General features: G+C 67.1%; 10 protein-coding genes and 2 pseudogenes. 8 read left to right on the forward strand and 4 right to left on the reverse strand.

Annotated elements, in window-relative coordinates:
- From AO501_RS37775 to AO501_RS06470, 5 genes and pseudogenes are all read left to right on the forward strand, one after another.
- Window positions 1-845: pseudogene (locus tag AO501_RS37775) on the forward strand (PE family protein); the annotation flags it as partial.
- A 115-nt stretch (window positions 846-960) separates the two neighbouring features.
- Window positions 961-1,110, forward strand: a complete 150-nt coding sequence (locus AO501_RS36875) for a hypothetical protein (RefSeq protein WP_156452352.1) — start codon at window positions 961-963, stop codon at window positions 1,108-1,110.
- Between the two features lie 24 nt (window positions 1,111-1,134).
- Window positions 1,135-1,377, forward strand: a pseudogene (locus tag AO501_RS38835) (DNA-formamidopyrimidine glycosylase family protein); the annotation flags it as partial.
- Window positions 1,378-1,509: 132 nt separating this feature from the next.
- Window positions 1,510-1,998, forward strand: a complete 489-nt coding sequence (locus tag AO501_RS38840) for a zinc finger domain-containing protein (RefSeq protein ID WP_371935037.1) — start codon at window positions 1,510-1,512, stop codon at window positions 1,996-1,998.
- Window positions 1,999-2,014: 16 nt separating this feature from the next.
- Window positions 2,015-2,764 carry an SDR family oxidoreductase gene (locus AO501_RS06470; RefSeq protein WP_055576942.1) on the forward strand — a complete coding sequence of 250 codons (750 nt, stop codon included), beginning with the start codon at window positions 2,015-2,017 and terminating at the stop codon, window positions 2,762-2,764.
- A gap of 74 nt (window positions 2,765-2,838) precedes the next feature.
- On the opposite strand, the gene pgi is transcribed toward AO501_RS06470, so the two are convergent.
- Together pgi and AO501_RS06480 are read right to left on the reverse strand one after the other, a co-directional pair.
- Window positions 2,839-4,500 carry a glucose-6-phosphate isomerase gene (gene pgi, locus AO501_RS06475; protein ID WP_055576943.1) on the reverse strand — a complete coding sequence of 554 codons (1,662 nt, stop codon included), beginning with the start codon at window positions 4,498-4,500 and terminating at the stop codon, window positions 2,839-2,841.
- 80 nt (window positions 4,501-4,580) lie between these two features.
- A complete protein-coding gene (locus AO501_RS06480; protein ID WP_082658428.1) occupies window positions 4,581-4,895 on the reverse strand; it encodes a chorismate mutase in 315 nt (104 codons plus the stop codon).
- Window positions 4,896-5,129: 234 nt separating this feature from the next.
- Here AO501_RS06480 and pcrA point away from each other — a divergent pair, with 234 nt between their 5' ends.
- On the forward strand, window positions 5,130-7,463 hold the full coding sequence (gene pcrA, locus AO501_RS06485; protein ID WP_055576945.1) for a DNA helicase PcrA: 2,334 nt from the start codon (window positions 5,130-5,132) through the stop codon (window positions 7,461-7,463).
- A gap of 80 nt (window positions 7,464-7,543) precedes the next feature.
- Here pcrA and AO501_RS06490 read toward each other — a convergent pair whose 3' ends face one another.
- Window positions 7,544-8,083, reverse strand: coding sequence for a hypothetical protein (locus AO501_RS06490; RefSeq protein ID WP_231752358.1), 540 nt, complete (start codon window positions 8,081-8,083; stop codon window positions 7,544-7,546).
- 3 nt (window positions 8,084-8,086) lie between these two features.
- Window positions 8,087-9,178, reverse strand: coding sequence for a M23 family metallopeptidase (locus AO501_RS06495; protein WP_082658429.1), 1,092 nt, complete (start codon window positions 9,176-9,178; stop codon window positions 8,087-8,089).
- A gap of 253 nt (window positions 9,179-9,431) precedes the next feature.
- Between AO501_RS06495 and sucC the strand changes: the two genes are divergently transcribed.
- Both sucC and sucD read left to right on the forward strand, forming a co-directional pair.
- A complete protein-coding gene (gene sucC, locus AO501_RS06500) occupies window positions 9,432-10,595 on the forward strand; it encodes an ADP-forming succinate--CoA ligase subunit beta (protein WP_055576946.1) in 1,164 nt (387 codons plus the stop codon).
- Between the two features lie 17 nt (window positions 10,596-10,612).
- Window positions 10,613-11,515 carry a succinate--CoA ligase subunit alpha gene (sucD, locus tag AO501_RS06505; protein WP_055576947.1) on the forward strand — a complete coding sequence of 301 codons (903 nt, stop codon included), beginning with the start codon at window positions 10,613-10,615 and terminating at the stop codon, window positions 11,513-11,515.
- Window positions 11,516-11,729: the final 214 nt, after the last annotated feature.

Here is an 11,729-nt window from a genome sequence, read left to right on the forward strand (position 1 = left end):
CGGCGGGCGCGACAGTCGCCGGCGGTACCGGAGGTGCCGGTGGCCGAGGCGGCGACGCCGGATTCTTCTACGGCGACGGCGGGGCCGGTGGCAACAGTGGCGACGGCGGCGGCCAAGCTGTGCCTTCGCCGGTATTCCTCAACGGTGTGAACGGCGGTGCCGCCGGCTTGGCCGGCGCCGGCGGCAACGCTGGAATGCTCGGCAACGGAGGGCACGGTGGTAACGCCGGAAACGGTGGAGCCGGGTCGCTTTCCGCCCATATCGGTGGCAGCGGTGGAAACGGCGGCATGGGTGGTGCTGGCGGAATCGGCGGCTGGCTGAGCGGAGCGGGTGGTGCCGGCGGCGCCGGTGGCGTCGGTGGCGGTGGCGGTATCGCTCCCGTCGGCGGAGGTGGCTTCGGAGGAAACGGCGGGTCCGGTGGCGCTGGCGGCGTCGGTCAGAGCGGCCCAGGTGGTGGCGGCGGCGTCGGCGGCGACGGCGGTGTCGGTGGTCAGGGGGCCGCCTTTGGCAAGGGCGGGCCGGGCGGCGAAGGGGGCGCCGGAGGTTCAGCACAGCTGTTCGGCAATGGTGGCGCAGGCGCCAGCAGCGGCAACAATGCGCAAAACCTGGCCATCACCACCAACAACGGCGGCGCCGGCGGCAACGGCGGCCTCTTCTTCGGCAACGGTGGAGTAGGCGGCAACGGTGGCGGGGGTGGCAACGCGAGCAACGGCGGCGCCGGTGGCAACGCCATTCTGATCGGCAACGGCGGTGACGGCGGCGTCGGAATCGGCACCGGCACGGGCGGCCCCGGCGGGACCGGCGGGAAACTGTTCGGCCAGCCCGGAACGGCCGGGCCTCCTTAGTCCGCGTCGGATCTGGCCAGTCTCGGGTCCACAATCAGCCAAGCCAATCTGGCAGCCGTGTTTCCGACGTCGGCGGTCGTCGCCGCCTGGCCTGGGGATCGGCCTCCCGACTCCCGTGTCAGGTACCAACGGCAGCGGCGGCGCGGGCGGCAACGCCACCCTCTACGGCAACGGCGGGGACGGCGGCGACGGCTTCATCCCCGGCTCCGGGGGCACCAAGGGCCAGATCTCGGGCACGCCCGGCACGCCGGGCGCCCCGCTATAACGCCACGTCCGGCACACTGAACACGTGCCCGAACTCCCCGAGATCGAAGCGCTGGCCGACCACCTGCGCCGGCACGCCGTCGGCCTGACGGTCGGCCGCGTCGACGTCGCCGCGCTGTCGGTGCTCAAGACCTTCGACCCGCCGATCAACGCCCTGCACGGCCAGACCGTCGTCGGCGCCGCCCGGTGGGGCAAGTATCTGGGCTTGCAGGCCGGCGATCTGTGGCTGATCACCCACCTGTCCCGCGCGGGCTGGTTGCGCTGGTCGGACAAGTTGGCCGCGGCGCCGCTGCGGCCCGGCAAGGGACCGATCGCCCTGCGCGTGCACCTGGGCACACCCGGCGAGGCGCCGGGCTTCGACCTCACCGAGGCCGGCACCCAGAAACGGCTGGCGGTATGGCTGGTCAACGACCCACAGCAAGTTCCGCAGATCGCCTCCCTGGGCCCGGACGCGCTGGAACTCGGCCCCGACGATCTCGCCCGCGTACTGGCCGGCAACACCGGCCGGATCAAGACCGTCATCACCGACCAGAAGGTGATCGCCGGCATCGGCAACGCCTACAGCGACGAGATCCTGCACGTCGCGCGTCTGTCGCCGTTCGCCACCGCCGCGAAACTGTCCGCCGAGCAGCTCTCTACCCTGCACGACGCGATGATCTCCGTCCTCACCGACGCGGTGAGCCGATCGGTAGGCCAGGGCGCGGCCACGCTCAAAGGCGAAAAGCGCTCCGGGCTGCGGGTGCACGCCCGCACCGGGTTGCCGTGCCCGGTGTGCGGGGACACCGTGCGCGAAGTGTCGTTCGCGGACAAGTCTTTTCAGTACTGCCCGACGTGTCAGACCGGCGGTAAGGTGCTGGCCGACCGGCGCATGTCGCGGCTGCTGAAGTGATAGATATGCTGCCTGGGTGACCCGCCAGAAAATCCTCATCACCGGAGCAAGTTCCGGCCTGGGCGCCGGGATGGCCCGCGCCTTCGCCGCCCAGGGCCGTGACCTGGCGCTCTGCGCCCGCCGCACCGACCGCCTGGAGGAGCTGAAAACAGAACTCTCGCAACAGTATCCGTCGATCAAGATCGCGGTGGCTCAGCTCGACGTCAACGACCATGACCAGGTGCCGAAAGTGTTCGGGGAGTTGAGCGACGAATTGGGCGGAATCGACCGCATCATCGTCAACGCCGGCATCGGCAAGGGGGCGCGGCTCGGCTCCGGCAAGTTATGGGCCAACAAGGCGACCCTGGAAACCAATCTCATCGCGGCGCTGGTGCAGATCGAAGCTGCGCTGGAAATGTTCAACCAGCGCGGATCCGGTCATCTGGTGCTCATCTCCTCAGTGCTGGGCAATAAGGGCGTGCCCGGTGTCAAGGCCGCCTACGCCGCGAGCAAAGCCGGCGTCAGCTCGCTCGGTGAATCGCTGCGCGCCGAATACGCCAAAGGCCCCATCAAGGTGTCGGTGATGGAGCCCGGTTACATCGAGTCGGAGATGACCGCCAAGTCGGGCACCACAATGTTGATGGTGGACAACGAAACTGGTGTGAGGAAGCTCGTCGCCGCCATCGAGCGCGAACCTGGCCGCGCGGCTGTGCCGTGGTGGCCGTGGGCGCCGCTGGTTCAGCTGATGCGGGTGCTGCCTCCGCCGCTGACCAAGCGCTTCGCCTGAACCCGCCGAGCAGACGCAGAATCCCCCGACACGCCGGTGAAACGGGGGACTTTGCGTCTGCTCGCCGTGGAACGTCAGCCGGCGCGGCCCCGTTCGGCGCGGTAGTGGCGCACCAGCGCATCGGTCGAGCTGTCCGATTGCTTCTCTGGCGAAGCGTCACTGGTGATCACCGGCAGCAGCGCCTTGGCCTGCGTCTTGCCGAGTTCCACACCCCACTGGTCGAACGAGTCGATGCCCCACACCACGCCCTCGGTGAACACCTGATGCTCGTAGAGCGCGATCAGTTGGCCCAGCGCCGACGGCGTGAGCCTCGTGGCCAAAATTGAAGTGGACGGCCGGTTTCCGGGCATCACCTTGTGTGGCACCACGTCGTCCGGGGTGCCTTCGCCGGCGATCTCCTCGGCGGTCTTGCCGAAGGCCAGCACCTGGGTCTGGGCGAAGAAGTTGCTCATCAACAGGTCGTGCATGCTGCCGGTGCCCTCGGCGGTCGGCAGGTCGTCAAGGGGTTGGCTGAAGCCGATGAAGTCCGCCGGTATCAGCCGCGTGCCTTGGTGCAGGAGCTGGTAGAACGCGTGCTGGCCGTTCGTTCCCGGCTCGCCCCAATAGATTTCACCAGTATCGGTGGTAACCGGCGTACCGTCGGCCCGGGTCGACTTGCCGTTGGATTCCATGGTCAGCTGTTGCAGATATGCGGCGAAGCGGGCCAGGTCGTTGGAGTACGGCAACACCGCGCGCGATTGCGCGTCGAAGAAGTTGTTGTACCACAGGCCGATAAGACCAAGCAGCGCAGGCGCATTCGACTCTAGCGGTGCGGTCCGGAAATGCTCGTCGACGATGTGGAAGCCGGAAAGAAAGTCGGCGAACGCCTCTCGGCCGATCACGGCCATCACCGAGAGCCCGATCGCCGAGTCCACCGAGTAGCGCCCGCCAACCCAGTCCCAGAACCCGAACATGTTGTCGGTGTTGATCCCGAATTCGTCGACCAGTCGCTTGTTGGTGGAGACGGCGACGAAGTGCTTGGCCACCGCGGAGTCGCCCAGTGCGTCGGTCAGCCAGCGACGGGCGGCGGTCGCATTGGTCAGCGTTTCCAGCGTGGAGAACGTCTTCGACGCGATAACGAATAGTGTTGTGGCAGGCTCTAAATCGGCCAGCGTGGCGACCAGGTCGGCCGGGTCCACATTGGAGACGAAGCGCGCGGAGATGCCGGCGTCGGCGTAGTGGCGTAACGCCTGGTAGACCATCACCGGACCCAGGTCCGACCCGCCGATCCCAATGTTGACGACGGTTTTGATGCGCTCGCCGGTCGCGCCTTTCCAGTCGCCGCTGCGCAACCGGTCGGTGAAGTCGCCCATTGCGTCGAGTACTTCGTGCACGTCTTTGACGACGTCCTGACCGTCGACCGTCAGCTCGGCGTTGCGGGGCAGTCGCAGCGCGGTGTGCAGCACCGCGCGGTCCTCGGAAGTATTGATGTGCGCCCCGGCGAACATGGCGTCACGGCGCTCTTCCAGGTTGGCCGCGCGAGCCAGGTCGATCAGCAGCCGCACCGTCTCGCGCGTGACGCGATGTTTGCTGTAGTCGATGTAGAGGTCACCGACGGTGAGGGTGAGGTCGCGGCCGCGGTTCGGGTCGTCGGCGAAGAGGTCGCGAAGGTGGGTGGCTCCGATCTGATCGTGATGCTTGCGCAGGGCGTCCCACGCCGCAGTGCCGGTGATGTCGGGAATGGATTCGGAGGTCATATTTCGACCCTAGTGCCGGGCGACGGGGGTTGGTCGTGGTGCGCTCCGGCAGGTACCGATCGCGGGGGCGCCGCGCGCACCTAGTGGCCGAGTCGTCCCCGGCCCAGACGCAACAGCAGCATCGCCAGGTCTTTACCCTCGGGACCCAGTTCGCTGTAGCGTTCGATGACCTTCATCTCGCGGCTGTGCACCAGCCGGGTGCCGCCGGAGGCCATCCGGACTTTGCCGATCGCCTGGGACACTTCGGCGCGTCGTTTGACCGCGGCCAGGATCTCGGCGTCCAGCCGGTCGATCTCCTGGCGCAACTCGTCGATGCTGAGCTGATCTGTGCCGATCGTCTCTGTGTTCATTTCTGCAATCTCCGCGTTCTCGTGAGGTGGTGGTTCTGGTCTCATCCGGTTTCGGCCTCACACAAGAAACGAGCCCCGAATCCGGAAGCGGACCACGGGGCTCTGCGAAAGCAGCTAGACCACGGGCACCGCTGGCCGGTACCCGTAGAAAAATCGGGGCTGCGTGTTGAGCACGCACCGAGTGTGCCACCAAGTGGTGGACGTGCGCAAAAACCTCGCCGGGAACTGCCGCACGGCCACCGGCGCACTGTCAGCCGGCGGCGGTAAGTTTGGACCGACATGAGTGTGCACGTAACCCAAGCCAAGTACCCCCGTCCCAGCGCGGTCGACGAACTCCTGGACGGGCTGAACCCACAACAGCGCCAGGCGGTGGTGCACGAAGGCTCGCCGCTGCTGATCGTCGCCGGCGCAGGTTCGGGTAAGACCGCGGTGCTGACCCGCCGTATCGCCTACCTGATCGCCGAACGCGGCGTCGGCGTCGGTCAGATCCTGGCCATCACCTTCACCAACAAGGCCGCCGCCGAGATGCGCGAACGGGTGGTCAGTCTGGTCGGCGACCGAGCCCGGTACATGTGGGTGTCCACCTTCCACTCGTCCTGCGTGCGGATCCTGCGCAATCAGGCGTCGCTGATCGAGGGGCTCAACTCCAATTTCTCCATCTACGACGCCGACGATTCGCGGCGGCTGTTGCAGATGATCGGCCGCGATATGGGCCTCGACATCAAGCGCTACTCTCCGCGACTGCTTTCCAACGCCATCTCGAACCTCAAGAACGAGCTGATCGACCCGCATCAGGCGGTGTCCAACCTCACCGACGAGTCCGACGACCTGGCCCGCACCGTCGCATCCGTCTTCGGCGAATACCAGCGCCGGCTGCGGGCGGCCAACGCGCTGGACTTCGACGACCTGATCGGCGAGACCGTCGCGGTGCTGCAGACCTTTCCCGACATCGCCCAGTACTACCGGCGCCGGTTCCGCCATGTGCTGGTCGACGAGTACCAGGACACCAACCACGCCCAGTACATGCTGGTGCGGGAGCTGGTCGGGCACGGCTCTGTCGACGCGGAAGACGAGGTGCCGCCGGCCGAGTTGTGTGTGGTCGGCGACGCCGACCAGTCCATCTACGCCTTCCGCGGTGCCACGATCCGCAACATCGAAGACTTCGAGCGCGACTATCCGGACGCCACAACGATTCTGCTGGAACAGAATTACCGCTCGACGCAGAACATCCTGTCGGCGGCCAACTCGGTGATCGCCCGCAATGCCGGGCGTCGCGAAAAGCGGTTGTGGACCGACGCCGGCGAAGGCGAACTGATCGTCGGGTACGTCGCCGACAACGAGCACGACGAGGCCAGGTTCGTGGCCGACGAGATCGACGCGCTGGCCGACCGTGGCGAGATCACCTACAACGACGTCGCCGTCTTCTACCGCACCAACAACTCATCGCGCTCGCTGGAAGAGGTCTTCATCCGCGCCGGCATCCCGTACAAAGTCGTTGGGGGCGTGCGCTTTTACGAGCGCAAGGAGATCCGCGACATCGTGGCCTATCTGCGGGTGCTGGACAACCCCGGCGACGCGGTCAGCATGCGGCGCATCCTCAACACCCCGCGCCGCGGTATCGGCGACCGTGCCGAAGCGTGTGTCGCGGTGTATGCCGAGAACACCGGCGCCAGCTTCGCCGACGCCCTTCAGGCGGCCGCCGAGGGCAAGGTGCCGATGCTCAACACCCGCGCCGAGAAGTGCATTGCCGGCTTCGTCGAACTGCTCGACGAATTGCGCGGGCATCTCGATGACGACCTGGGCGAGCTGGTCGAGGCGGTGCTGGAACGCACCGGCTACCGCCGCGAGCTGGAGTCGTCGACCGATCCGCAGGAATTGGCGCGGCTGGACAACCTCAACGAATTGGTCAGCGTCGCACACGAATTCAGCACCGATCTGGCGAACGCGGCCGCCCTGGCCGAAGACGCGCCGGAGGACGAGGATGTCCCGGACACCGGTGTGCTGGCGGCCTTTCTGGAGCGGGTGTCGCTGGTCGCCGATTCCGACGAGATACCCGAGCACGGCGCCGGAATGGTCACGCTGATGACCCTGCACACCGCCAAGGGGCTGGAGTTCCCGGTGGTGTTCGTGACGGGCTGGGAGGACGGCATGTTCCCGCACATGCGGGCGCTGGACGACCCGATGGAGCTGTCCGAGGAACGGCGCCTGGCTTACGTCGGCATCACCCGGGCCCGACAACGGTTGTACGTAAGCCGGGCCATCGTCCGGTCATCCTGGGGGCAGCCCATGCTGAACCCGGAATCGCGCTTCCTGCGCGAAATTCCGCAGCAGCTCATCGACTGGCGCCGGGTCGCGCCCAAGCCGTCGTTCAGTGCGCCGGTGAGCGGCGCCGGGCGGTTCGGCACCCCACGGTCGGCACCCACGCGTTCCGGGGCGAGCAAGCGGCCGCTGGTGGTGCTGGAGCCGGGTGATCGGGTGACGCACGACAAATACGGACTGGGGCGCGTCGAGGAAGTCTCCGGCGTCGGCGAATCCGCGATGTCGCTGATCGACTTCGGGAGTGCCGGGCGGGTCAAACTGATGCACAACCACGCGCCGATCAGCAAGCTCTGAGCCGGCGTCGCCGAGCGTGCTCTCAGGGCGGCGAAATCGCGAAAACGCCACCCTCAGTTCACTTTCGGCGCAAGAGGGGTCTATTCCGCCCAGCGCCTGGTGTCCGGCAGCAGCGCCAGCACCAAGCTGGCGATCGGCAGCAGCGGCAGCGCATGCACGATCCATCCCACCCGCGCCCCCGCGATGAACACCCCGAGGTAGGTCAACAGCGCAACAACTGCCCCGGCCACGATCAGGTAGCGGGCGAACGGGCGGCGCAACAGCAGCATGATGACGCCCGAGACCGTGGTGAGCGCGAAGACCAGTGCCAGGAATCCGACGGCGATGCAGAATAGGCGGTCGGTCTGCCACCAGCCGGCGATCAGATCGGTGGTCACCACCGAGGTGGCCCATCCGCTGACGATGCTGACGGCGCTGGCGGCTATCGCCGTCCGGGGACTCGGCTCGTGCCGGAGGACAGCGGGCAGCGGCGGAAGGCCGGTGCCACGCGGGATTTGGGTGGTCGGCTGAGCGACTATCGGGGGCAGCGGGCCGGTCGGGGCCCGCCGGATGATGCGGGTCCGGGACTCGGTGGGCTCAGGCGGGCTCTCGCTGGTAGGGGGATCGTTCGGCCCAGTCACCGGTCAGCCGGCGTAGTTGCCGACGGACAATCCCCGCTTGGCCAGCCACGGCACCGGGTCGATCCGCTCACTGCCGTTCAGCAGCACCTCGAAGTGCAGGTGCGGGCCGGTGGAGTTGCCCCGATTGCCCATGGTGGCGATCTGGTCGCCCGCCATCACGCGTTCGCCGACGCCGACCAGTGTGGTGTTCACGTGGCCGTACAGCGTGACGGTGCCATCGGCGTGCAGCAGCTTGACCCACGCTCCGTAGCCCGCGGTGGGGCCCGCGTCGATCACGACACCATCGGAAACCGCGTAGATCGGGGTCCCGATCGAGTTGGCCAGGTCGATGCCGGCGTGCAGGACGCCCCAGCGGTAGCCGAAGTTCGAGGTGTAGATGCCCTTGGTGGGCATGACGTACAGCGGCTGCTGCAGTCGCGCCTCGCGCTGGGCGCGCTCCTGCGCGAAAGCGACGCCGCGGGCGAGTTCTTCGTTGTGCAGCGCCGCATTGGCCGGCTGGGCGGCGATGACCTGCACGCCTCGCGGTGTGCTGGTGCCGGCGTTACCGGACCCACCCGTGAGCGTCGAGGCGTTGGCGGTGAGCACCGTCTCGATCTTGGTGTTGTTGTCGGTTTGGCTGACGGCGGTGTGGGTCGCCGCGGCTGCCGCCCCGGCGGCCATCGCGCCGATCAGCAGACGTCCCTTGGCGGCACTGGTCGGCTGCTTGCGGTGGCTGCCGCCGCGACGCGGGACGGGCGTGACGTTGATGACCTCGGTGATCGCGTGCGTTGTCTCAACGGAGACGCGGGGCAGGACCTCGGTGGCCGGGGCCGCCAGCCACATCGGCGTCAGATCGTCGGTGTCGTCGAGGTCGTCGAGCTCCGGGGCCTGCAGCAGCAGGTCGTCGAACGCGAACTCGGACTCGCCGAAGTCCAACTCGTCGAGGTCGGCCAGCTCCATGTCATCGAGTTCATCAAACCCGTCTAACGGGATGATCTCGGTGACTTCGTTGCGGTGATGGGGCCAGCGTTCCCGGGATGCGCGCGCAGATACTGCGGCGGCAGAGCGAGCGAAAAGGTGCTGGGACAAGCTGAAATGTCCTCGGATCGTGACCATAACGTTATCTGGACCTTGAGAAGGTATCCACAAACGTAGGTGGCTGGCAACCTCAGTATCAAATCCGGCCATTTTTGTGACTTGGGTCACGTTTCATGTTTCAGTCCATGGCGTGACGTATGCCACAGCTGTGGGATGCGGCGGCAGGGCTGATTTCCGGGGTCGATACAGTTCCTCCGTGCGAGTTGCCGAGTACCGGCACCGCCACCCTGTTGGCCCTAGCAAGCAAGCCGAGCAAAGGCAGTGACGCCCCATGGATCTGTTCGAGTATCAAGCTAAGGAACTGTTCGCCAAGCACGGTGTACCCGGCACGCAGGGCCGGGTCACCGACACCGCTGAAGGCGCGAAGGCCATCGCGGAGGAGATCGGCGCGCCCGTGATGGTGAAGGCCCAGGTCAAGACCGGTGGCCGCGGCAAGGCGGGTGGCGTGAAGTACGCCGCGGACGCCGAGGAAGCCTACGAGCACGCCAAGAACATCCTGGGCTTGGACATCAAGGGCCACATCGTGAAGAAACTGCTGGTCGCCGAGGCCAGTGACATCGCCGAGGAGTACTACCTCTCGTTCCTGCTCGACCGCGCCAACCGCACTTATCTGGCGATGTGCTCGGTCGAGGGTGGCATGGAGATCGAGGAGGTCGCCGCGACCAAGCCCGACCGGCTGGCGAAGGTGCCGGTGAACGCCGTCGAGGGCGTCGACCTGGCCTTCGCGCGTTCCATCGCCGAACAGGGCCACCTGCCGGCCGACGTGCTGGACGCGGCCGCTGTGACGATCGAGAAGCTCTGGGGCGTGTTCGTCGGCGAGGACGCCACTCTGGTCGAGGTCAACCCGTTGGTGCGCACGCCGGACGACAAGATCCTGGCTCTGGACGGCAAGGTCACCCTGGACGCCAACGCCGACTTCCGTCAGCCCGGGCACGCCGAGTTCGAGGACCGCGCGTCCACCGACCCGCTCGAGCTCAAAGCCAAGGAACACGACCTCAACTACGTCAAGCTCAGCGGCGAGGTCGGAATCATCGGCAACGGCGCGGGATTGGTCATGTCGACGCTGGACGTCGTCGCCTACGCCGGCGAGAAGCACGGCGGCGTGAAGCCGGCCAACTTCCTGGACATCGGCGGCGGCGCGTCGGCCGAGATCATGGCGGCCGGCCTGGACGTGATCCTGGGCGACCCGGAAGTCAAGAGCGTGTTCGTCAATGTCTTCGGCGGCATCACGTCGTGCGACGCGGTGGCGGCCGGGATCGTCAAGGCCCTGGAAATCCTGGGCGACGAGGCCAACAAGCCCCTGGTAGTCCGGTTGGACGGCAACAACGTCGAAGAGGGCCGTCGCATCCTGGCCGAGGCCAACCACCCGCTGGTGATTCAGGCCGAGACCATGGACGCCGGTGCCGACAAAGCCGCCGAGCTGGCGAGCGCCTGAAAGGACCCCTGAGAGCAATGGCTATCTTCCTGACTTCTGAGAACAAGGTCGTCGTCCAGGGCATCACCGGTGCGGAGGCGACCAAGCACACCGCGCGGATGTTGGCGGCCGGCACCCAGATCGTCGGCGGCGTCAACGCCCGCAAGGCGGGCACCACGGTCGCGCACAAGGACGTCGACGGGAATCCGGTCGAGTTGCCGGTGTTCGGCAGCGTCGTGGAGGCCATCGAGAAGACCGGCGCCGACGTGTCGATCATCTTCGTGCCGCCGGTGTTCGCCAAGGACGCGATGATCGAGGCGATCGACTCGGAGATCCCGCTGCTGGTGGTCATCACCGAGGGAATCCCGGTGCAGGACAGCGCCTATGCGTGGGCCTACAACGTCCAAAAAGGCCAGAAGACCCGCATCATCGGGCCGAACTGCCCGGGCATCATCAGCCCCGGGCAGTCGCTGGTCGGAATCACCCCGGCCAACATCAGCGGCCCCGGTCCGGTCGGGCTGGTGTCCAAGTCCGGCACCCTGACCTACCAGATGATGTACGAGTTGCGCGATTTCGGGTTCACCACCTCGATCGGCATCGGCGGCGACCCGATCATCGGCACCACCCACATCGACGCCATCGAGGCCTTCGAGAAGGACCCCGACACCAAGCTCATCGTGATGATCGGTGAGATCGGCGGTGACGCCGAGGAGCGCGCGGCCGACTTCATCAAGGCCAACGTCACCAAGCCGGTCGTCGGCTACGTCGCGGGATTCACTGCGCCGGAGGGCAAGACGATGGGTCACGCGGGCGCCATCGTGTCCGGCTCGTCGGGCACCGCGGCCGCCAAGAAGGACGCACTGGAAGCCGCCGGTGTCAAGGTGGGCAAGACGCCGTCGGAGACTGCGGCGCTGGCTCGGGAGATCCTGAAGACGCTGTAGCGCCAGCGCAGGTCAGGGGAGGCCCGGCGCGCCGGGTACGCCGATCATTGCCCGCCGTCGCCGCCTTGGCCGCCCGTTCCGTTCGGCGTCCCGGGCGCCCCGTTTCCACCGTTGCCGCCGAAACCGACGAGGAATCCGCCGAGACCATGGACGCCGGTGCCGACAAAGCCGCCGAGCTGGCGAGCGCCTGAAAGGACCCCTGAGAGCAATGGCT

This window comes from Mycobacterium gordonae (assembly GCF_001417955.2).
Classification (GTDB): Bacteria; Actinomycetota; Actinomycetes; order Mycobacteriales; family Mycobacteriaceae; genus Mycobacterium; species Mycobacterium gordonae_B.

Bases quoted from the DNA above. Each gene is read 5' to 3' on its own strand.
- pcrA (WP_055576945.1), top strand. From the start codon at position 5,130: ATGAGTGTGCACGTAACCCAAGCCAAGTACCCCCGTCCCAGCGCGGTC.
- AO501_RS06495 (WP_082658429.1), bottom strand. From the start codon at position 9,178: ATGGTCACGATCCGAGGACATTTCAGCTTGTCCCAGCACCTTTTCGCT.
- sucC (WP_055576946.1), top strand. From the start codon at position 9,432: ATGGATCTGTTCGAGTATCAAGCTAAGGAACTGTTCGCCAAGCACGGT.
- AO501_RS06480 (WP_082658428.1), bottom strand. From the start codon at position 4,895: ATGAGACCAGAACCACCACCTCACGAGAACGCGGAGATTGCAGAAATG.
- pgi (WP_055576943.1), bottom strand. From the start codon at position 4,500: ATGACCTCCGAATCCATTCCCGACATCACCGGCACTGCGGCGTGGGAC.
- sucD (WP_055576947.1), top strand. From the start codon at position 10,613: ATGGCTATCTTCCTGACTTCTGAGAACAAGGTCGTCGTCCAGGGCATC.